Annotated in this window: 15 protein-coding genes; 7 read left to right on the top strand and 8 right to left on the bottom strand. The window is 67.5% G+C overall.

Features of this window, described 5'->3' with window-relative positions; all coding sequences use genetic code 11:
* Window positions 1-2: 2 nt before the first annotated feature.
* Window positions 3-1,145 carry an acyltransferase gene (locus tag ASD37_RS28245; RefSeq protein ID WP_056559689.1) on the bottom strand — a complete coding sequence of 381 codons (1,143 nt, stop codon included), beginning with the start codon at window positions 1,143-1,145 and terminating at the stop codon, window positions 3-5.
* A complete protein-coding gene (locus tag ASD37_RS28240; RefSeq protein WP_056559685.1) occupies window positions 1,142-2,836 on the bottom strand; it encodes a DEAD/DEAH box helicase in 1,695 nt (564 codons plus the stop codon). The genes ASD37_RS28245 and ASD37_RS28240 overlap by 4 nt, the downstream gene beginning before the upstream one ends.
* Before the next feature lie 84 nt (window positions 2,837-2,920).
* On the opposite strand from ASD37_RS28240, the gene ASD37_RS28235 reads away from it, so the two are divergent.
* From ASD37_RS28235 to ASD37_RS28225, 3 genes are read left to right on the top strand one after another with little or no spacing between them, the layout of a single operon-like run.
* A complete protein-coding gene (locus ASD37_RS28235) occupies window positions 2,921-3,487 on the top strand; it encodes an LppP/LprE family lipoprotein (RefSeq protein ID WP_235568580.1) in 567 nt (188 codons plus the stop codon).
* 44 nt (window positions 3,488-3,531) lie between these two features.
* Entirely contained in the window at window positions 3,532-7,002 is a 3,471-nt protein-coding gene (locus ASD37_RS28230; RefSeq protein WP_056559682.1) for a TM0106 family RecB-like putative nuclease, read from the top strand.
* Between the two features lie 12 nt (window positions 7,003-7,014).
* Window positions 7,015-8,373: an FAD-binding oxidoreductase gene (locus ASD37_RS28225; RefSeq protein WP_056559679.1), complete on the top strand. Its 1,359-nt coding sequence runs from the start codon at window positions 7,015-7,017 to the stop codon at window positions 8,371-8,373.
* 1 nt (window position 8,374) lies between these two features.
* Here the strand turns inward: ASD37_RS28225 and ASD37_RS28220 are convergent, their stop codons facing one another.
* Both ASD37_RS28220 and ASD37_RS28215 read right to left on the bottom strand, forming a co-directional pair.
* The gene (locus tag ASD37_RS28220) at window positions 8,375-10,345 is read right to left on the bottom strand and encodes an MFS transporter (protein ID WP_082570463.1); all 1,971 of its coding nucleotides are present in this window, start codon (window positions 10,343-10,345) and stop codon (window positions 8,375-8,377) included.
* A 126-nt stretch (window positions 10,346-10,471) separates the two neighbouring features.
* On the bottom strand, window positions 10,472-11,764 hold the full coding sequence (locus tag ASD37_RS28215) for a multidrug effflux MFS transporter (RefSeq protein ID WP_056559676.1): 1,293 nt from the start codon (window positions 11,762-11,764) through the stop codon (window positions 10,472-10,474).
* Window positions 11,765-11,915: 151 nt separating this feature from the next.
* Between ASD37_RS28215 and ASD37_RS28210 the strand changes: the two genes are divergently transcribed.
* The 3 genes from ASD37_RS28210 (at window position 11,916) to ASD37_RS28200 (ending at window position 17,546) form a co-directional block, all read left to right on the top strand.
* Complete coding sequence (locus tag ASD37_RS28210; protein WP_056559674.1) at window positions 11,916-12,659, top strand: hypothetical protein; 744 nt, start codon at window positions 11,916-11,918, stop codon at window positions 12,657-12,659.
* 170 nt (window positions 12,660-12,829) lie between these two features.
* Window positions 12,830-16,567, top strand: a complete 3,738-nt coding sequence (locus ASD37_RS28205; RefSeq protein WP_056559671.1) for a multifunctional oxoglutarate decarboxylase/oxoglutarate dehydrogenase thiamine pyrophosphate-binding subunit/dihydrolipoyllysine-residue succinyltransferase subunit — start codon at window positions 12,830-12,832, stop codon at window positions 16,565-16,567.
* Window positions 16,568-16,715: 148 nt separating this feature from the next.
* Window positions 16,716-17,546 (top strand): SDR family oxidoreductase, encoded by an 831-nt coding sequence (locus ASD37_RS28200; protein WP_056559668.1) that lies wholly within the window; start codon window positions 16,716-16,718, stop codon window positions 17,544-17,546.
* A gap of 5 nt (window positions 17,547-17,551) precedes the next feature.
* Here ASD37_RS28200 and ASD37_RS28195 read toward each other — a convergent pair whose 3' ends face one another.
* Window positions 17,552-18,388 (bottom strand): glycine betaine ABC transporter substrate-binding protein, encoded by an 837-nt coding sequence (locus ASD37_RS28195; RefSeq protein WP_056559665.1) that lies wholly within the window; start codon window positions 18,386-18,388, stop codon window positions 17,552-17,554.
* 107 nt (window positions 18,389-18,495) lie between these two features.
* On the opposite strand from ASD37_RS28195, the gene corA reads away from it, so the two are divergent.
* Entirely contained in the window at window positions 18,496-19,599 is a 1,104-nt protein-coding gene (gene corA, locus ASD37_RS28190) for a magnesium/cobalt transporter CorA (protein ID WP_056559662.1), read from the top strand.
* 134 nt (window positions 19,600-19,733) lie between these two features.
* On the opposite strand, the gene ASD37_RS28185 is transcribed toward corA, so the two are convergent.
* From ASD37_RS28185 to ASD37_RS28175, 3 genes are read right to left on the bottom strand one after another with little or no spacing between them, the layout of a single operon-like run.
* On the bottom strand, window positions 19,734-20,327 hold the full coding sequence (locus ASD37_RS28185; RefSeq protein WP_056559659.1) for a suppressor of fused domain protein: 594 nt from the start codon (window positions 20,325-20,327) through the stop codon (window positions 19,734-19,736).
* A complete protein-coding gene (locus ASD37_RS28180) occupies window positions 20,324-21,496 on the bottom strand; it encodes an ABC transporter ATP-binding protein (RefSeq protein WP_056559656.1) in 1,173 nt (390 codons plus the stop codon). The genes ASD37_RS28185 and ASD37_RS28180 overlap by 4 nt, the downstream gene beginning before the upstream one ends.
* Window positions 21,497-21,499: 3 nt before the next feature.
* A complete protein-coding gene (locus ASD37_RS28175) occupies window positions 21,500-22,324 on the bottom strand; it encodes a carbohydrate ABC transporter permease (RefSeq protein WP_200960022.1) in 825 nt (274 codons plus the stop codon).
* Window positions 22,325-22,329: the final 5 nt, after the last annotated feature.

Here is a 22,329-nt window from a genome sequence, read left to right as displayed (position 1 = left end):
GGCTACGTCCGCACCCGGGTCACGCGGTGCAGCAGCCACGCCAGCGGCACGGTGACGATCATCGTGACCACGAACAACCACCACATGGAGCCGGTGTAGATCGGGAACCGCAGGATTTCGACCATCACCAATTCCATGGTGACGAGGTGAATCAGAAAGATCTCGTAGGAGATTTCGCCGAGGAACACCATCGGCCGGCTCGCCATGAACTGCTGATACCACCCGCGCGCTCCGTCGTGCCCCCGTAGCGCCAGCGGGGCCACCACCAGCGTCGAGATGACCGCGTAGAAGACCGTCTTGACCAAGCCCTCCCGGAGCTCGGCGGGTGACGTCGTAGGCGCCCCGGCGATCGGCGTCGACGCGATGAGATAGCAGGCAATCGCCAGCGGTATGCAGATCACCGCGTACGCACGCACGCCGAGGGGCAGCAGCGCCGCGAGCAGCATTCCGCCGAGGAACCACGTCAGATACGTCGGCAGCCACAGCGGCGCACCGTCGGGAAGGAACTCGGTGGTGTGCACCAGCGTCAACCAGGCCGGGCTGACGAACGCCAACGCCACCAGTCCGAGGATCAGGCGCACCGGATGCCACTGCCTGCGGCACACCACCACCAACAGCAGATAGGCCAAGAACGGAAGGGCGACGTAGAACGCCGCCTCGACGGCGAGGCTCCACATCTGTGTAAGGCCTTGGTGCAGATACGAATACAGGTAGTCGTCGGTGTAGATCTGCGTCAGGGTCAGATTGCGAAACAACCCAATCCACGTGTGGCCGGGATTCGGCCCCGCAGTACGGAAGTGATACACCAGGTACGCCGCGAGCACCGTGACGACATAGGCGGGCATGATTCGCCGAACCCGATGCCACGCGTATCGGCTGACCGACGGCGCAGGGCGACCGTCGGCGGCCGCCTGCACCCACGGCGCGAACAGCAGGAAGCCGGACAGCACGAAGAAGATCGGGACGCCAATCTCCATGCGGGAGTAGATCAATCCCGCGTAGCCGTGGGTGTACTTGCCCGTCGTGTACGCGGCGTGGGTCAACATCACGAGTATCGCGGCGACCGCGCGAACGCCGGTTAGTGAGGCGACTCTGCCCCGGCTTGCCGACTCGAGGCCGCCAACGTCAGTGTCGCGCTCCGTCACTTCGGCTTGTGGTGGTGACTCGGACCCTCTCGACCTGGACGATCTTGTTTGAGATCGATGAGCACACCCGAAATACGGGTGTTCGCGAGCTTCTTCAAGGTTTCATTGGACAGCTTCGCAGGCAACTCGACCGTCGAATGGTCCATCTTGATGGTGATGTGGCCGAAGTCGCTGCGGTGCAACCCACCCTCGTTGGCGATCGCGCCGACGATGGAACCCGGACCGACCTTGTGCCGCTTGCCGACCGCGATGCGGTAGGTGGCGAGGTCACTTCGGACGTTGTCGCGCCGCTTGCGCGGGCCGCCCTCACCGGTCGAGTCGCGGTCCGGACGCTCGCGGCGCTTCTCCGGCGGCGGCTCGGTCATCAGGAACTCGCCACCACCGCGACTCTGCACCGCCAAGGCCGCGGCGATCTCGGCCGTCGGCACGTCGTGGTCGCGCTCGTAGTCCTCGATCAGCTTGCGGAACAACTCGATTCCGGGGGCGTTCAGCGCCTCGGTGATCGCTTCGCGGAACTTCTCGACGCGCTTGTCGTTGACGTCGTCGACGGACGGGAGCTGCGACTCGACGAGCTTCTGCCGGGACACCCGCTCGATGGAGTTGAGCAGATGCTTCTCGCGCGGTGTGACGAACAGCACCGCCGCGCCGGAGCGCCCGGCCCGACCCGTGCGCCCGATGCGGTGCACGTAGGACTCCGGATCGTGCGGGATGTCGTAGTTGAGGACGTGGGAGATGCGCTCGACGTCCAGACCACGCGCCGCAACGTCGGTGGCGATCAGGATGTCGATCGTCCCGTCCTTGAGCTGACTGATGGTGCGCTCACGGACGGCCTGGGCGATGTCACCGTTGATGGCCGCGGCGGAGAATCCCCTGGCGCGCAGCTTTTCGGCGACCTCTTCGGTGGCCTGCTTGGTGCGGACGAACACGATCATCGCCTCGAACGGCTCGACCTCGAGCAATCGGGTGAGCGCATCCATCTTCCGCGGTCCGGCCACCTGGATGTAGCGCTGCGAGATGTTCTCCGCGGTCGCCGTCTTCGACTTCACAGTGACCTGTACGGGATCGTGCAGGTACTTGGAGGTGATCTTGCGGATCGCGGGCGGCATGGTGGCCGAGAACAGGGCCACCTGCTTGTACTCGGGGGTGTCGGCGAGGATCCGCTCGACGTCCTCGGCGAAGCCCATCTGCAGCATCTCGTCGGCCTCGTCGAGCACCATGTAGTCGAGGTGCGAGACGTCCAGGCTGCCCTTCTCAAGGTGGTCGATCACCCGGCCGGGGGTGCCGACGACGACCTGCGCGCCGCGCTTGAGGCCGGCCAGCTGCGGACCGTAGGACGAGCCGCCGTAGACCGGAAGCACGTTCACCGGCAGGTGCGCTCCGTAGCGGCTGAAAGCCTCCGCGACCTGCAGTGCAAGCTCGCGCGTCGGGGCGAGCACCAAGGCCTGCGTGGTGCGGCTGGTGGTGTCGATCCGGGACAGGATGGGGATCGCGAACGCGGCGGTCTTGCCGGTGCCGGTCTGCGCAAGTCCGACCACGTCGGAGCCGGCCATCATCGCCGGAATCGTCGCGGCCTGAATCGCCGACGGCGACTCGTAGCCGACGTCGGCGAGGGCCCGCAGCACCGCCGGGTGAATCTGCAGGTCAGCAAAGGTTATGTCGGCGCCAGTCGCGTCGGAGTCTTCAGAGCTCATCGAGGTGGCAGTCTACGGGTAAATGCAGCTCTCTCCCTCATGTCGTCCCCGCGTGCACACGAATAGCCGGTACGGTGGCGCAGCGTGAAGGGACCAGTGAGGGTGCATCGGTGGTTCGCAGTCCTGGCCGCGGTGGCGACACTCGCCGGCTGCGGGGCGAGCGATTCGACCGTCTCCAAGACCCCGGAAGCCACCGTCCCCCCGGCTCAGACGGCCGCACCCGCTCCTGCCCCGACGGTCGCCGCCGGTCCGTCCCCGGCGCCGGCGCCCGCCGATCCCTGTGCCGTCGACCTGGCCGCACCGGAGATCGCCAAGGCCGTGTCCGAACTGCCGAAGGACCCTCGGAGTGGCCAACCGTGGAGCCCCGAGCCGTTGGCGGGCAATTACAACGAATGCGCGCCGCTGTCGGCGATCGTCATCAAGGCGAACACCAACGCCGACAACCCGAACACCCGCGCCGTGTTGTTCCACCTTGGCAAGGTGATCCCCACCGGCGTTCCGGACACCTACGGCTTCAACGGCATCGACGACACCGCGACGACGGGCGACACCATCGCGCTGATGTACCTCAACGAGACCAGCAAGCTCAAGAGCGTGGTGCGGTTCCGGTGGAACGGCAACGGAGTCGAATTGATCGGCAACACGGGATAGTTCGCCACGGGGTGACGTCGGACCCCTGACCTACAGTCGAGTTCGTGTTCGTCCTAGCCGATGGAGACGACCGCGTCGTCTACAGCGCATCCGATCTCGCCGCCGCCGCGCGCTGCGAGTACGCCTTGCTGCGCGCCTTCGACGCCAAGCTCGGACGCAGCCCGAAGATCGTCGTCACCGACGAGTTGCTCGAGCGCACGTCGTCCCTCGGCGACGACCACGAACGTCGTCAGCTCGACGACCTCAGCGCCGAGTTCGGTGACGTCACCGTCATCGGCCGCCCGTCCTACACCGCCTCGGGGCTGCGCTCCGCGGCCGAGCAGACGATGCGCGCCGTCGAGAGCCGCGCCCCGGTCATCTACCAGGCGGCGATGTTCGACGGCCGCTTCGTGGGGTTCGCCGACTTCCTGATCCTCGAACACGGTCTGGCCGGCGACCGGTATCTGCTGCGCGACACCAAGCTCGCCCGCTCGGTGAAGGTCGAGGCCCTGCTGCAACTCGCCGCGTACGCGGACACGCTCGCGCGCCGCGGCGTCCCGGTGGCCGACGAGGTCGAGCTGGTGCTCGGCGACGGCGCCGTGTCCCCCTACCGGGTCGACGAACTGCTTCCCGTGTATCTGCCCCGACGTGAGGCCCTGCAGCGGCTGCTCGACGAGCACCTCGCGCGCGACAGGCCGGTCAGTTGGGACGACGACGACGTCCGCGCATGCTTCCGGTGTCCGGAGTGCAGCGTCGAGGTCCGCGACCGCGACGACCTGCTGCTGGTCGCCGGGATGCGGGTGAGTCAACGCTCCCGCCTCATCGACGCGGGCGTCACCACCGTGCACGACCTCGCCGAGCTGGACGCAGCGGTGCCCGAGCTGTCCGCCCGCACGGTGAAGGCGCTCACCGCACAGGCGCGGCTGCAGGTCGCCGATCGAGTGGACGGAAAGCCGCCGTACGAGGTGGTCGACGCCCAGCCCCTCATGGTCCTTCCCGACGCGAACAAGGGCGACCTGTTCTTCGACTTCGAGGGCGACCCACTGTGGACGCTCAACGGCAGGGAGTGGGGCCTGGAATACCTGTGGGGTGTGCTGACCGCTTCGGCAGGATCTGCCGGCTCGCCGGCTGCCGAGGAGTTCACGCCCTACTGGGCTCACGACCGCCCCAGCGAGCGCCAAGCCCTCGTCGACTTCCTGGCCATGGTCCGCAAGCGTCTGAAGAAGTACCCGGGTATGCACGTCTACCACTACGCCGCATACGAGAAGAGCACGCTGCTGCGGCTGGCCGGCCGATACGGGGTCGGCGAGAACGACGTCGACGAACTGCTGCGCAACGGCGTGCTCGTCGACCTGTATCCGTTGGTGCGCAAGAGCATTCGCGTCGGCACCGAGAGCTACTCCATCAAGTACCTCGAGCCGCTGTACATGGGCAACGAACTGCGCGACGGCGAGGTGACCACCGCGACGGACTCGATCACCCAGTACGCCCGCTACTGCTCGCTGCGCGACGAGGGCAAGGTCGACGACGCGGAGATCGTGCTCAAGGACATCGAGGACTACAACCGGTACGACTGCCGGTCGACGCGCCGGCTCCGCGACTGGTTGGTGGCCCGCGCCATCGAATCCGAGGTGCCCCCGCGCGGGCCGCAGCGCGTGCGTGGCGCGGCGTCCGACGAAGCCGTCGAGGTCGCCGACGCCCTCGAGCGCCGACTGATGACGTTCGCCGGCGACGGGTCCGAGCCGCGCACCCCCGAGCAGACCGCCGTCGCGATGGTCGCGGCCGCCAGGGGCTATCACAAGCGGGAGGACAAGCCGTTCTGGTGGGCCCATTTCGACCGCGTCAACAATCCGGTCGACGAGTGGTCCGACAACGGCGACGTGTTCGTCGCGGACCGCCACGAGGTCGTCGCCGACTGGCACCAGCCGCCGCGGGCCCGCAAGCCGCAACGGCACGTCAGGCTCTTCGGTGAGATCGCCACCGGAGAACTGGGCAGGAGCATGTACGCCCTCTACGAGCCGCCGGCTCCCGCGGGGTTCGCCGACGATCCCGACCGCCGCGGGTTCGCCAGCGTCGAGGTCATCGGGTGCGACGATCCCGAGGCGCCGACGGAGGCGATGATCGTCGAGAAGCAGCCCAAGGACGGCGAAGCCTTCGCTCAGGTGCCGTTCGCGCTCACACCGGGGCCACCGATCAACACCAGGCCGCTGCAGGAATCCATCGAGGCGACCGCCGCCTTCGTCGGGGCGGGTTTGCCTAACCTGCCCGCCGACGCGGTCACCGACATCCTGCTTCGCCGCCCACCGCGCACCGTGACCGGTGGTGCACTCCCCCGCCGCGGTGACGTCGCCGCCGACGTCACCGACGCACTGCTGGACCTCGACTCGTCCTACCTGGCGGTGCACGGGCCGCCGGGCACCGGCAAGACGTTCACCTCCGCCCAGGTGATCGCCCGGCTCGTCACCGAGCGCCACTGGCGCATCGGCGTGGTGGCGCAGTCACACGCCGTGGTGGAGAACCTGCTCGGATGCGTCGTCGACGCAGGAGTGGATCCGGACCGGGTCGGCAAGAAGAAGAGCCCCAACGCGCCGTGGCGAGACGTCGCCGAGAAGGACTACCCGGCGTTCATCGACGACCCCGCCGGAGGCGTAATCGGTGGTACGGCTTGGGATTTCGCCAACGCCGGACGGGTTCCGCGCGGCTCATTGGACCTGCTGGTGGTCGAGGAGGCGGGCCAGTACAGCTTGGCCAACACCATCGCGGTGGCCAGCGCCGCCAGGAACCTGCTGCTGCTCGGCGACCCGCAGCAGCTGCCGCAGGTCAGTCAGGGCACCCACCCCGAACCGGTCGACCACTCGGCGCTGGGCTGGTTGGTGGACGGCCACCACACCCTTCCGCCGGAACGCGGCTACTTCCTGGAGTTCTCCTACCGCATGCATCCCGACGTGTGCGGGCCGGTGTCCCGGCTGTCCTACGACGGGAGGTTGCGCGCCAAGGACGACGTCAGCGGAGCGCGGCGACTCGACGGCGTGACCCCCGGTGTCCGACTGCTCGAGGTCGACCACGACGGCAACTCGACCGACAGCCCCGAGGAGGCCGACGCGATCGTCAGTGAGATCCAGGGCCTGCTCGGCAACCCGTGGACCGACGGCGACGAGACCGTCCCCCTCGACCAGGGGCACGTGCTGGTCGTCACCCCGTACAACGCCCAGGTGGTCACTCTGCGGCGCCGGCTCGACGCCGCGGACCTGACCGAGGTCCAGGTCGGCACGGTCGACAAGTTCCAAGGTCGGCAAGCGCCGGTGGTGTTCGTGTCGATGACCGCATCGTCGGCTGACGACGTGCCGCGCGGAATCTCGTTCCTGCTCAACCGCAATCGGCTCAACGTCGCCGTGAGTCGGGCCAAGTACGCGGCGGTCGTAGTGCTGTCCCGGCTGCTGACGGACTACCTTCCGTCGACCCCCGACGGCCTGATCGAACTCGGGGCGTTCCTGTCCTTGACTGCCACGTCGGCGGAGCCGACCATCGGCCTGTGATACACCGACGGGGTGAGTGACAGCCTGACCGACCAGCTCGCGGCGATCGTCGGCGCCAAGTACGTCAGCACCGATCCCGACGTGCTGGCCGGCCGCTGCGTCGACTACACCGGGCGCTATCGCGGCAGGGCGGCCGCCCTGGTCCGGCCCGGCTCCGACGACGAGGTCGCCGCGGTGTTGCGGACGTGTCGGGACGCGGGGGCGTACGTCACCGTGCAGGGCGGCCGGACGTCCCTTGTCGCGGGCACCGTGCCCGAGCACGACGACGTGTTGCTGTCCACCGAACGGCTCTCGGCGATCGGCGAGGTCAACGTCGTCGAACGCCGCGTCCGCGCCGGCGCGGGCGCCACCCTCGGGTCCGTCCAACGCGCCGCCACCGAGGCGGGCCTGGTGTTCGGCGTCGACCTCGCCGCACGCGACTCGGCGACGGTCGGTGGCATGGCGTCGACCAACGCCGGCGGCCTGCGCACCGTGCGCTACGGCAACATGGGTGAACAGGTGTTGGGACTCGAGGTGGCGCTCGTCGACGGGTCGGTGGTGCGCCGCCACAGCGAGGTGCGCAGCGACAACACCGGGTACGACCTGGCGTCGCTGTTCGTCGGCGCCGAGGGCACCCTCGGGGTGATCACCAGCCTCGATCTACGGCTGTATCCCACACCGGCACAACGGGTTACGGCCATCGCCGGATTCGACGACCTGGACGCGCTCGTCGCCGTCGGACGCGTGTTCCGCGACGTCGACGGCATCGCCGCCCTCGAGCTCGTCGACGCCAGGGCCAGCGCGTTGACCGCCGAGCACGCCGGCGTGGGTCCCGCGGTCGACGGGGCGTGGCAGCTGCTGATCGAGCTGGCCGGCGACGTCGACCTCACCGAGCGATTGGCCGACCTTCTGTCCGACGCCGAGCTGGCCGGTGAGCCCGCCGTCGGAGTCGACGCCGCGACGCAGTTCCGCCTCTGGCAGGTCCGCGAGGCCGTCGCCGACGTGCTGGGCGTCTACGGTCCCCCGCTGAAGTTCGACGTCTCGCTGCCCCTGTCGATGATCAGCGAGTTCGCCACGGCGGCAACGGAATTGGTCGCCGAGCACGCCCCGGACGCGATCCCGGTACTGTTCGGCCACGTCGGCGAGGGCAACCTGCACCTGAACCTGGTGCGGTGCGTTCTCGACGCCGACGGCGAGCGGGCGCTGTACTCGGCGATGATGACGCTGATCGCCGACAGCCGGGGCAACGTCAGCAGCGAGCACGGGGTCGGCACCAAGAAGCGGGACTACCTCACGATGTCGCGAACCGACGCGGACGTGGCGGCGATGCGCGCGCTCAAGACGGCCTTCGACCCGCACGGTTACCTGAATCCCGCGGTGCTCTTCAGCTGAGTCAGTCCCGGAATCGCATCGAGTGCTTGCCGTAGGTGCCCGCGTCGTGGTCCGGCGACACCTCCTGGCGGGAGTGCCTGCCCAAGCTCGGAGCCGAAGCCGCTTCTGAAGCCGTTTCGAAGGGTACGTGAAACCCGTTGTTGGCGAGATCGATTGGTTCCGGCCTCGACGTGACGACCGACCCGTCGAGCTGATCGTCGAGCAGGTCGCGCCACACGGCATGTCCGTTGCGGGCGGGAATGGGCTCCGGGGTCCGGTACGGCCCGTCGACGGTGATCAGTCCGGGGACGGTGTCGGGGTCGTGCACCGGGTCGTGGACGGCTAGTGGTGAGGTGACGCTCTCGTCGGCGCGCCACTGCTCGGCGCGGTGGGGATCGTCCCATTCCTCATCGTGTGCAGAGAAGTCCTCTGCCGAAGTCCAGTCGACCGTGTACTCGAAGTAATCGTCGTCGTCGGGAAAGTAGTCGGGTTCGACGGGGACGGCCGGGGTGACCGGCCGGTCCTCGAGGGCCGAGCCGTCCCCGAAGCCCCGAAGGAACAGCGCGGCGACGACGCCGAACAGCGCGACGAATGCGGGCAGCAGCAGCGATCGCGACAGCGCCTCGGCGAACGGCTCGTGCAGGAAGCTCGGCAACTGAGTGACCGCGGCCTGCCCGACCGCAGGATCGGATTGCGCCGGCAGCGACGCGCTGATCTGCGACGTCATCAGGGCGGCGATGCCCGCACTGCCCAGCACGCTGCCCACCTGACGAGTGGTGTTGTAGACGCCGGAACCGGCGCCCGCCAGTCGGGGCGGCAGATTGCGGGTGGCGGTGGCCCCCAACGGGGACCAGATGAACGCCATCCCGACGCCCATCAGGGTCAGCGGCAGCTCGAGTCGCCAGATCGGCGTCGTCGGCGTCATCTCGAACGACAGCCAGGTCAGCGCGATGGCCACGGCGGAGAAGCCGAATCCGATGAGGGGTCGCGGGTGGGACCGGTCGACGAGTTTGCCGACGACGGGTGCCAGCACACCCGACATCACCGCCATCGGCGCCGTGAGCAACGCCGATCGGGTTGGCGAGAGCCCACACACCGCCTGGGCGTAGAACATCACCGGCACGATCATCGACGTGACCGTGAAGCCGATGACGGCGATGCCGAGGTTGGACAGGCTGAAGTCGGCGTCCCGAAAGATCCTCAGCGGTATCAGCGGCTCGCCGGCCTGGACCGCCTGCCAGTAGACGAACGCCCCCATCGCGACGACGCCCGCCACCAACGTGCCCCAAATCCACGGCGCCCAGTCGTGCGATTGGCCCTCCTGCAGCGCGAACACGATGAGGAACAGGGCCACGCCGGAGAGCAGGACGCCGATCACGTCGTACCCGCGCTTCTCGGTCGGCAGGACCGGAACGAAGATCAGCGCGACGACCAGACCGACGATTCCGATCGGCACGTTCACGATGAAGATCCACTGCCAGCCGAGGCCGTCGACCAGGACGCCTCCGGCCAGCGGCCCCACCAGCGTCGCGACGCCTGCGGTGGCGCCCCACACGCTGAGCGCGACACCACGTCGCTCCGGCGGGAAGACCCTGGTGATCGTCGAGAGGGTCTGCGGTGTCAGCAGCGCCGCGCCGACGCCCTGGACGACGCGCGCGGCGACCAGCACCTCGATGCTGCCCGCCAACCCACACCACAGCGACGCGGCGGTGAACACCGCCAACCCGACCAGGTAGAGGTTGCGCGGCCCGAACCGGTCGCCGAGCCGGCCGGCGAGCAGAAGCGGCACGGCGTAGGCCAGCAGGTAGGCGCTGGTCACCCAGATGACCGCGTCGTAGTCGGCGTGCAGCGCGTCCATGATCGACGGATTGGCGACGGAGACGATGGTGGCGTCGAGCAGGATCATGAAGAACCCGACGAGCAGCGCCCACAGCGCGTTCCACGGGTTGTCGGTGCGGGGCCTGAGCAACTGCAGCGCCGCCGTCATCGCCATGCCTCCATCGCCATGACGGCGTGGGGCGTCAACGTGAATGTCAGTGTCTGCGGCATCTACTCGACCAAGCGTTGTGAAGCTGGAAAGCCGACGCTACGGATCAGCAGGATCGGCGACAAGTCGGGGTTACGCCGCGTCGGGCACGGCGCCCGCGGGCAGCGCGTCGCCCTCGACGCGGGCCGTCGACCCCACGGCGAGCAGCGCAAGCAGCGCGACGACCGAACCGGCCGTCATGACCGCGGCAAGGGCGAGTTCGTCGTTGCCGAGCACGCCGACCAACGGTGCAACGGCCGCTCCGAGGCCGAACTGACCGGCGCCAAGCAACGCCGCCGCCGTGCCTGCCGCATCGGGATGCCGAGACAGCGCCACCGCAGGCGCGTTGGGGATGACGAAGCCCATCGCGGCCAGGATCGCCCACACGGGCAGCACGAAGGCGTAGATGCCGCCGACACCCGTTGCGGCCAGCGCGACGAACACCACCCCGGCGACCACCGAGGCCGCCAGCGCCCAGACGGTGATGGTCTGCGGCGTGAAGCGACGCAACAGCACGACGTTGAACTGGGTCGCTCCGATCAACGCGACGGCGCCGGCGCCGAACACCAGCGCGAACGCCTGCTGGTCGAGGCCGTGGCGGCCCTGAAGGACGAACGACGCACCCGCGATGTAGGCGAACAGACCGGACATGCCGAGCGCCGCAACTAGCACCAGGATGACGAAACGTCGGTCACGCAGCAGTTCGCCGTAGGTGCCGAGAATTCCGCGGATGCGCAGCGGCCTCCGATGCGACACCTGCAACGTCTCGGGGAGCGCAAGGGCGGCGAGCAGCAGCAGCAAACCGGCGAGCACCACCAGAACCGCGAAGACCCAGTGCCAGGAGAAGCGCAACAGAACGGCCGCGCCCAGCGACGGCGCGATCACCGGGGCGACGCCGAGCACCAGCATCAGCCGTGACATCACGGTTGCCGCCGTGGAATCGGTGAAGAGGTCGCCGACGATGGCGAGTGCGACCACCATGGTCGCCGCCGCGCCGACGCCCTGCAGGCTGCGTGCAACACCGAGGACGACGATGTTCGGCGCGACGAGGCACAGCAGCGACGCCAGCATGTGCAGCACGATTCCGGCCATCAGCGGTCGGCGTCGGCCCAACGAATCGGACAGCGGACCGATGATCAACTGGCCGATGGCCAGCCCGGCCAGGGTGCCGGTCAGCGTCAGCTGAACCACCGACGACGACACCGAGTAGTCCTCGGCGATTTGCGGCAGGGCAGGCAGGTACATGTCGATCGTCAGGGGGCCGAGGGCGACCAGAAGACCGAGCACCACGATCATGCGGGCGTTGCTCGGCACCTTCTTCTCACCAGCCACCCCAGCATGGTTGGGTGCAGCATTCTCAAGGTCCACGTATCCAGATGCTGCCATGAAACTGTTTAGCAAGGGTTACGAGCGTTTTCTTCCCTGAGCGAACGGTGACAGCCGTCACCGCTGGGCACGCGGGCGCCCCGCAGTACGTTGAACTGCAGGACGACGGACTAGCCTGAACGAGCCAGTCCGCAAACGGGGAGGCCCAACCATGAGCGCTCGCTCCGGTGCCAAGAGTCAGGTGCCCGCCAAGCTCGACGACGATCCGAGCGTCGCGGCGCGGGCACTGTCCCAAATCATCGAACGCGGCGCCCGAGTGCAGGCCCCGGCCGTGAAGGCCTACGTCGACCGCCTGCGCGAGCACAATCCCAACGCCTCGCCCGCAGAGATCGTCGGCAAGCTGGAGAACCACTACCTCGCCGCGGTCATGGCCAGCGGCGCGGCCGTCGGCTCGGCAGCGGCGTTCCCGGGCATCGGCACCCTGGTGGCCATGTCCGCGGTCGCCGGCGAGACCGTGGTGTTCCTCGAGGCGACGGCGGTCTTCGTGCTGGCCGTCGCGGAGGTCCACGGCATTCCGGCCGCTCATCGCGAGCGACGGCGGGCACTGGTGCTCGCGGTGCTTGTCGGCGAGGACGGCAAGCGCGCCGTTGCCGACCTCATCGGAACGGGACGCACGGGCGGCGGCTGGCTGGCCGACGGCGCTGCGTCTTTGCCGTTGCCTGCGGTGTCGCAGCTCAACGGCCGGTTGCTCAAGTTCTTCGTCAAGAAGTACGCGTTGAAGCGTGGCGCCATCGCGTTCGGCAAGCTGCTACCCGTCGGCATCGGTGCCGTGGTCGGTGGCGTCGGAAACCGTGCGATGGGCAAGAAAATCATCTCCAATGCGCGCGGCGCGTTCGGCAATCCACCGCCGCGGTGGCCTGCGACGCTGCACGTTCTGCGCGGTTTGGAGCAGTAAGGGGCGCGTCCCACCGGGACGTGCGCACGCCGCCATCGACGTCGGCTCCAGTTGACTAAGGGCGTTGGCCGTTACTGGTCGCTGCTGAAGCGCTAGCCTTTATGCGGCGAGAGAGCGAGCGGCAGACGGCGCGCCCGCGGAGTTAGAAGGAATCGAGGCGAGTAGCTGCCGTGAGCAGTTCACCTTCACCATTTGGACAGAACGAATGGCTTGTCGAGGAGATGTATCGCAAGTTTCGCGAGGATCCCTCGTCGGTCGACTCGAGTTGGCACGAGTTTCTCGTCGACTACTCCCCGGAGCCGTCGACCGAGGCGAGCGCACCGCCGTCGAACGGCAACGACAAGGCCGAGGCACCGGTGAAGGCTCAGGCCGCGCCCGCGAAGGCCGACAAGCCCAAGGCCGAACCCGCCAAGGCCGAGACCAAGACCGACTCCAAGCCCGAGCCGAAGCCGAAGGCCGAACCCGTGAAGACCGAGTCCAAGACCGACTCCAAGCCCGAGCCCGCCAAGTCCTCCGACGAAGACGACGTGTCGATCCTCCGCGGCGCGTCCGCTGCCGTCGTGAAGAACATGAACGCCTCGTTGAGCGTGCCGACCGCCACCAGCGTGCGGGCCATCCCGGCCAAGGTGATGATCGACAACCGCGTCGTCATCAACAACCACCTCAAGCGCACCCGCGGCGGCAAGATCAGCTTCACCCATCTGCTGGGCTACGCGATCGTCCAAGCCCTCAAGAGCTTCCCGACCATGAACCGGCACTTCGCCGAGGTGGACGGCAAGCCGAACGTGGTGACGCCCGCGCACGTCAACCTGGGCCTCGCCATCGATCTGCAGACCAAGAACGGTCGCCAGCTCGTGGTCGCCGCCATCAAGCGTTGCGAGACAATGCGTTTCGGGCAGTTCATCGCCGCATACGAGGACATCGTGCGCCGAGCCCGCGACGGCAAGCTCACCGCGGAGGACTTCTCGGGCGTCACCATCTCGTTGACCAACCCGGGCACCATCGGCACCGTGCACTCCGTGCCGCGGCTGATGAGCGGGCAGGGCACGATCGTCGGCGCCGGTGCGATGGAGTACCCGGCCGAGTTCCAGGGCGCCAGCGAGGAGCGGATCGCCGAGATGGGTCTCGGCAAGCTGATCACCCTCACCTCGACGTACGACCACCGCATCATCCAGGGCGCCGAGTCCGGCGACTTCCTGCGCACCATCCACCAGCTCCTGCTCTCCGACGACTTCTACGACGAGATCTTCCGCGAGTTGGGCATCCCGTACGAGCCCGTCCGGTGGCGTACCGACAACCCCGACTCGATCTTCGACAAGAACGCGCGGATCATCGAACTGATTGCGGCGTACCGCAATCGCGGCCATCTGATGGCCGACATCGACCCCCTGCGACTCGACAAGACGCGTTTCCGCAGCCACCCCGACCTCGACGTCCTCACCCACGGGCTGACGCTGTGGGACCTGGACCGGGTCTTCAAGGTCGACGGCTTCGCGGGCAAGGAATACAAGAAGCTGCGCGACGTGCTGTCGGTGCTGCGTGACGCGTACTGCCGCCACGTCGGCGTCGAGTACACCCACATCCTGGAACCCGAGCAGCAGAAGTGGATTCAGGAACGCGTCGAGGTCAAGCACGACAAGTTCACCGTCGCAGAGCAGAAGTACATCCTGAGCAAGCTCAACGCCGCAGAGGCGTTCGAGACGTTCTTGCAGACGAAGTACGTTGGGCAGAAGCGCTTCTCGCTGGAGGGCGCCGAGACCGTCATCCCGATGATGGACGCCGTGCTCGACCAGGCGGCCGAACACAACCTCGACGAGGTCGTCATCGGCATGCCGCACCGCGGTCGGCTCAACGTGCTGGCGAACATCGTCGGCAAGCCCGCGTCGCAGATCTTCTCGGAGTTCGAGGGCAACCTGAACCCCAGCCAGGCGCACGGATCCGGTGACGTGAAGTACCACCTCGGCGCCACCGGTAACTACCTGCAGATGTTCGGCGACAACGACATCGACGTCTCGCTGGTGGCCAACCCGTCGCACCTCGAGGCCGTCGACCCGGTCATGGAGGGCATCGTCCGCGCCAAGCAGGACCTGGTGGACTTGAAGGACGGAGCGGAGGGTTCGCCCAAATTCTCCATCGTGCCGTTGATGCTGCACGGCGACGCGGCCTTCGCCGGCCAGGGTGTCGTGGCCGAGACGTTGAACCTCGCCCTGCTGCGCGGGTACCGCACCGGCGGCACCATCCACATCATCGTCAACAACCAAATCGGCTTCACCACCTCGCCGTTGGACTCCCGCTCCTCGGAGTACTGCACCGACGTCGCAAAGATGGTGGGAGCACCCATCTTCCACGTCAACGGCGACGACCCCGAGGCAGCGTCCTGGGTGGCGCGGCTGGCGGTCGACTTCCGGCAGAAGTTCAACAAGGACGTCATCATCGACATGCTCTGCTACCGCCGTCGCGGGCACAACGAGGGTGACGACCCGTCGATGACGCAGCCGGGAATGTACGACGTCATCGACACCAAGCGTGGCGTCCGCAAGACCTACACCGAAGCGCTCATCGGCCGTGGCGACATCTCCATCAAGGAAGCCGAGGACGCCCTCCGCGACTACCAGGGTCAACTCGAGCGCGTCTTCAACGAGGTCCGCGACCTCGAGAAGCACGACATCGAGCCCAGCGAGTCGGTCGAAGCCGACCAGCAACTGCCCGCGAAACTCAGTACCGCCGTTGACAAGTCGCTGCTCGCCAGGATCGGCGACGCACACCTCGCGGTGCCGGAGGGCTTCACCGTGCACCCGCGCGTCAAGCCCGTCCTGGACAAGCGCCGCGAGATGGCCTACGAGGGCAAGATCGACTGGGCCTTCGGCGAGCTGCTGGCGCTGGGATCCCTGCTGTCGGAGGGCAAGCTGATCCGCCTCACCGGCCAGGACACCCGCCGCGGCACGTTCACCCAGCGGCACGCGGTGATCATCGACCGCAAGACCGGTGCCGAGTTCACCCCGATCGAACTGCTGACGCTCGACGAGGAGGGCGCGCCGACCGGCGGCCAGTTCATGGTCTACGACTCGGCACTGTCGGAGTACGCCGCCGTGGGCTTCGAGTACGGCTACTCCGTCGGCAACCCCGACGCAATGGTGTTGTGGGAGGCGCAGTTCGGCGACTTCGTCAACGGCGCGCAGTCCATCATCGACGAGTTCATCAGCTCCGGTGAGGCCAAGTGGGGCCAGCTGTCCGACGTCGTGCTGCTGCTGCCGCACGGCCACGAAGGCCAGGGGCCGGACCACACCTCGGGTCGCATCGAGCGGTTCCTGCAGGTGTGCGCCGAGGGGTCGATGACCGTCGCGATGCCGTCGACGCCCGCCAACTACTTCCACCTGTTGCGTCGGCATGCCCTTGACGGGATTCACCGGCCGCTCATCGTCTTCACCCCGAAGTCGATGCTGCGCAAGAAGGAAGCCGTCAGCGACATCCGCGAATTCACCGAGCAGAAGTTCCGCTCGGTGATGGAGGAGCCGACCTACACCGACGGTGACGGCGACCGTTCGAAGGTGAAGCGGATCCTGCTCACCAGCGGCAAGATCTACTACGACCTGGCGGCCCGCAAGGCGAAGGACGGCCGCGAGGACATCGGCATCGTCCGCATCGAGCAGCTCTACCCGCTGGCCAAGCGTCGGCTGCGGGCCACGCTCGACGAGTACCCGAACGCCGAGCAGTTCTTCTGGGTGCAGGAAGAGCCGGCCAATCAGGGTGCGTGGCCGACGTTCGGCCTCGCCCTCCCCGAGCAGCTGCCCGACAAGCTGACCGGTATCAAGCGCATTTCGCGGCGCGCGATGTCGGCTCCGTCGTCGGGCTCGTCGAAGGTGCACGCCGTCGAGCAGCAGGAGATCATCGACGAGGCGTTCGGCTGACCCGTTTCGCCTGACCCCCTTTCGTTGGCCGATTTAGGCGGGACCAGCGGTACCGGTTAGGCTTCACGCCGAAAGCACGCTTGTTGACACCCGCTCTCGGGCGATGGGTGCAACAAGCGCGCGCTCGCCGTCGAGAGAAGGAGTGTTCATGGAGGGCTTCGCCGGTAAGGTCGCCGTCGTCACGGGAGCCGGGTCGGGTATCGGCCAGGCGCTGGCCCTCGAGCTGGGACGCTCTGGCGCAAAGCTCGCGATCAGCGACGTCGACCTCGAAGGGCTCGCCGTCACCGAGGCTCGGCTGAAGGCGATCGGTGCTCCCGTCAAGGCCGACCGCCTCGACGTCACCGAGCGGGAGGCGTTCGAGCTGTACGCCGACGCCGTGAAGGCCCACTTCGGCAAGGTCAACCAGATCTACAACAACGCAGGCATCGCGTACACCGGTGACGTCGAGGTCAGCTCCTACAAGGACATCGAGCGCGTGATGGACGTCGACTTCTGGGGCGTCGTCAACGGCACCAAGGCGTTCCTGCCGCACCTCATCGAGTCCGGCGACGGGCACGTCGTCAACGTCTCCAGCCTGTTCGGCATCTTCTCGGTGCCCGGTCAGGCCGCCTATAACGCCGCCAAGTTCGCGGTGCGCGGGTTCACCGAGGCGCTGCGCCAGGAGATGGTCGCCGGCAAGCGCCCCGTGAAGGTGACGACGGTGCACCCCGGCGGCATCAAGACCGCGATCGCGCGCAACGCTGCGGCGGCCGAGGGCATCGACGCCGAGAAGCTCGCGAACACCTTCGACAAGAAGCTGGCCAAGACCACCCCGGAACGGGCCGCGGTGATCATCCTCGAGGCCGTCCGCAAGAACAAGGCTCGCGTGCTGGTCGGCGCTGACGCCAAGGTGCTCGACGTCATCGTGCGCATCACCGGATCGGGCTACCAGCGGCTGTTTTCCTCGGTCATCTCCCGAGCGATGCCGGGAGTCCGCTGACGGGACTAGTGGCCGAGCGGATGCGAGGCCAACCAGTCGTCGGCGACCGCGCCGGGATCGGTGCCCGAGGCCACCTTGCCGAGCATGTCGGCCAATGAGCCGGTGTCCAGCTCGCCCGCAATCTCGTTGAGCGCCAACACCTGTCGCTCGTCCAACTCGTTGCGCCGGTAGAGCGGCACGACGTTCTCCGCCCGGATCGCCGAGGTCTTGTCACTGAGGACGACGGCGTCGTCGGGAGTCTCCGGCACGGCGGTCGACGTCCACGCGGCGGCCACCCGGCCCGAGCGAAGCGCCCCCACCAGCGCCGCGGCAGTCGGAAACTCGGTGGCCGCGGGCAGCCGGCACGTGGCAACCGACGCAGGCGATCGGTCACCGACGACCTTGCCGACCGTCAGGCCCTGGCAGTGGCGGACCACCGCCGCGACGTCACGCCTTCCCCACTTGGTGGCCGTCGCCTCGGTGATCGCCAGTGCGGGTTTGTCCTCGGCGGATTGCGCGTAGTCGCCGGCGCCGACGCCCTCCGGCAGCGCGGAGATCATCGAGCGGTACACCTGTTCGGGAGCGCGAGCCGTCGCGTCGGGGTCGAATCGGACCAACAGTCGCCCGGTGAATCCCGGCACCACCTCGACGTCACCGGAGTCCAGCCCGGCCAGCGGATCCGGCCCCTGCTCGACGTGCGCCGCGCTGCCGTAGGACCGCAGTGCGGCCGCGTACAGGTGGGCCAGCAGGGCGGTGGCGGGGTCTTGTCCGGCGCCGACGGCGAGTGACTTCGCCGGCGGTGATCCGCCGCAGCCGGCCACCACCAGAACGACGAGCAGCGCCGCCAACCGCTGCAAGGCCATCGCGTCAGGCTACTTCACCGCTAGGTCCACAGGCTTTGGGCGTACCATCTGCAACGGTCAATTCGGGGCTCAACGTAGCTGCTCCGCCCGCTCAGGGGAGGACGTTCGTGCCGTCATTTCGTGCCTTGCAGCCCTCGATGCTGCGTCCGACCAACCGTAGGCTGCCAGAGCCCGACGCCAGCACCATCCACGTTCCGGTTTCGCGGGCGATGGTCGACTGCGGCGTCTACGCCGACGGCAAGCGCCTGCCGGGCAAGTACACCCACGCCGCGGCACTGGCCAAGGTCAGGGAACTCCAACTCGCAGAAGTCAGGGCCTTCGTCTGGATCGGGCTGCACGAACCAGACGAGCGCCAGATGCAAGCCGTCGCCGACGTGTTCGGCTTGCACGAACTCGCCGTCGAAGACGCCGTCCACGCCCATCAGCGACCCAAGCTGGAGCGCTACGACAACACGCTGTTCCTGGTGCTCAAGACCATCATGTACGTCGAGCACGAGTCCGTGGCGAAGGCCCGTGAGATCGTCGAGACCGGCGAGATCATGATCTTCGTCGGGCCCGACTTCGTCGTGACGGTCCGGCACGGCGACCACGGCGGCCTCGCCAAGGTGCGCAAGCGGATGGACTCCAACCCGACGAACTGCGCGCTCGGACCGTACGCCGTGCTGCACGCGATCGCCGACCACGTCGTCGACCACTACCTCGAGGTGACCGACCTCGTCGAGTTCGACATCGACGCGATGGAGGAGAACGTCTTCTCCCCCACCAGCGAGACCGACATCGAGCACATCTACCTGCTCAAGCGGGAGGTCGTCGAGATGCGCAGGGCGGTGGGACCGCTCAACCTCGCACTGCAGCGCCTCGGCTCGGACCACAACGACCTGATCTCCAAGGAGGTTCGGCGCTACATCCGCGACGTCGTCGACCACAACACACAGGCGTCCGACCGGATCGCCAGCTACGACGAGGTGCTCAGCTCGCTGGTGCAGGCCGCCGTCGGCAAGGTGTCGATGCAGCAGAACATGGACATGCGCAAGATCTCGGCGTGGGTGGCGATCGCGGCCGTCCCGACGGCGCTGGCCGGCATCTACGGGATGAACTTCGAACACATGCCGGAGTTGGCGTGGACCTACGGCTACCCCATGGTGCTGCTGGTGATGGCGACGGTGTGTTCGGCGCTGTACTTCACGTTCCGCCGCAACCACTGGCTGTAGCCTCCCGCCGAACGTGGACTTTTGCCACGTTCCAGGCGGGGAAAGCGTGGCAAAAGTCCACGTTCGGCGGTTAGGTTGGGGGCGTCAGCTGGGCGCGCTGGCCCGACGCTCAGGCCGGTCTGGCGGCTCGCCACTCAGGCCGGTCTGGCGGCTCGCCGCCGTGGGTCCCGGACGTCGACGCCGTCGGTCCGCCACGCCTCCCGCATCGCCTCGGCACCCTTGAGCCGCACCCAGGCGGCCTCAGTGGGGGTGATCGGCGTCGCCGACAGAATGGTCACCGGCTCGTTCGGTGCGGGCAGCACGACGTCGTCGACGTCACTGGGCCCCAACAACACCGCGGTGAACGGCGCGCCCTCCCACAGGGGCGTCTCCAGGTCGACGAGGGCGTCGGGCACCAGCACCAGACCCTCGACGGCGGGTGAGGCCGCCACGACCGCAATCGAACGGGCCAGACCCATCGGTGTCGAACCACGAAGTGTGACGACGACTTCCGCGCGCGGACCGCTCGTCGAGTCGACGACCATCGCCATCGGGTCGAGCATCGCGTGCCGCGAACAGCCAAGCGACACATGGTGAAGCATGCCGTCGGCGTCCGGTCCGAAGCGCAGCACGTCGATCGACTCCGCGCCGAGGAAGGTGATGCTGGCGACGGCCGGCTCCGGGCCGGCGCCGATTCGGTCGAAGTGCTCGCCTAGTCGCGTGCGGACCTCGGCCAGGACGTCGGTCACTGAGGGGGCGGGATGGACAGGTTCGCGCCGGTTTCGGCGTCGAACAACGTCAGCTTGGAGGTGTCGAAGGCCAGCTCGGCCGGCTGTCCGGCGACTGCCTTCGACTCGGTGGGAACCCTTGCCACGTAATGGTTCTCACCGACCCCGGACTCCGTGGTCAGCTCCTCGAGCTGGGCTGCCCGAGCACCCTCGCCCTCGGTGTGGAAGTGGACGTACTTGTCGGACCCGAGCGACTCCACCAGGTCGACCTTCACCTCGAAGGTCAGCGCCTTGATCCGCGCATAGGAGTCGATCAGCGCGGCGTCCTCGAGATGTTCGGGCCGGACGCCGACGATCACGTTCCGCGGCGTGGGGTGGCGCGCCAACATGTCGTGCACGTCGGACATGAGGGTGACTTCGCCGAACGGCAGCCGCACTCCGACGTCGGTCAGCGTGGCGGGAAAGAAGTTCATCGACGGCGACCCGATGAATCCGGCGACGAACAGGTTGGCCGGGCGGTGGTAGAGCTCGTCGGGGGTGCCGATCTGCTGGGCCACCCCGGCGAGCATCACGACGACGCGGTCGCCGAGGGTCATGGCCTCGGTCTGGTCGTGGGTCACGTACACGGTGGTGGTGCCAAGCCGGTTCTGCAGGCGGGCGATCTCGGACCTCATCTGCACCCGCAGCTTGGCGTCGAGGTTGGACAACGGTTCGTCCATCAGGAAGGCCTTGGGGCTGCGGATGATTGCGCGGCCCATCGCAACCCGCTGACGCTGACCACCGGAGAGTTGACCGGGCTTGCGGTCCAACAGTTCGGTCAGGTCCAGGATCCTGGCGGTCTCGTCGACCTTGGTGGCGATGTCGGCCTTGCTCATCTTCGCCAGCGTGAGCGGAAAGGCGATGTTCTGGCGCACCGTCATGTGGGGGTACAGCGCGTAGGACTGGAACACCATGGCGATGTCGCGGTCCTTGGCGGCCTTCTCGTTGACGCGGTCGCCGCCGATGCGCAGCTCGCCGGAGGTGATGTCCTCAAGTCCGGCAATCATGTTCAGCGTCGTGGACTTACCGCAGCCCGACGGGCCGACCAGGATGATGAACTCGCCGTCGGCGATGGTGATGGACAGGTCCTTCACCGCCGCCGCGCCTCCTGCGTAACTCTTCGCCACGCGGTCCAACACGATCTCGGCCATGATCTACCCCTTCACCGCACCGGACGTCAGACCGGCGACGATCCGTCGTTGGAAGATTAGAACGAAGATGACGATCGGCACGGTGATGACCATCGCGCCCGCGGCGATGGATCCGGTCGGCTCTTCGAATTGTGAACTGCCCGTGAAGTTCGCGATCGCGACGGGTGCCGTGATGGCCCGTTGGGTCGCCGTCAGCGACAGCGCCAGCAGCAGGTCGTTCCACGCGAAGATGAACACCAGGATGGCTGCGGTCACGATGCCGGGGGCGGCGAGTGGCGCGATCACCTTGCGGAACGCCTGCCACGGCGTGGCGCCGTCCATCTTCGCCGCCTTCTCCAGATCCCAGGGGATCTCCTTGAAGAACGCCGACATCGTGTAGATCGCCAGCGGCAGCGCGAAGGTGATGTACGGAATGACGAGCCCGGGCCAGGTGTCGAACAGCCCGATCTTGCGCTCGATGTTGAAAAGCGGTGTGACCAAGGAAATCTGCGGGAACATCGCGATCAGCAGCGCGACACCCACCAGCGCCCGCTTGCCGGGAAAGACCAACCTGGCGATCGCGTAGGCGGCCATCCCCCCGACGACGACGGCGATCACGGTGGTGATCAACCCGATGCCGATGGAGTTGACCAGCGCCGAGCTGAACATGTTGCCGTCGAAGATGGCCTTGTAGTTGTCGAACGTCACCTGGGTCGGAATTAGGTTGCCGTCCTTGACCGTTGAGCTCGGTTTGAGCGACAACGACAAAATCCACAGCACCGGGAACAGTGCGTAGAGCACGACGATGACGTTGACGACCGTCCACCCGGTGGCGCGGCCTGGGCTCACCCGCT

This window comes from Mycobacterium sp. Root135 (assembly GCF_001426545.1).
Taxonomy (GTDB): domain Bacteria; phylum Actinomycetota; class Actinomycetes; order Mycobacteriales; family Mycobacteriaceae; genus Mycobacterium.
The sequence above is the reverse complement of the archived record's forward strand: the minus strand, read 5'-3'. Positions and strand labels throughout refer to the sequence as shown.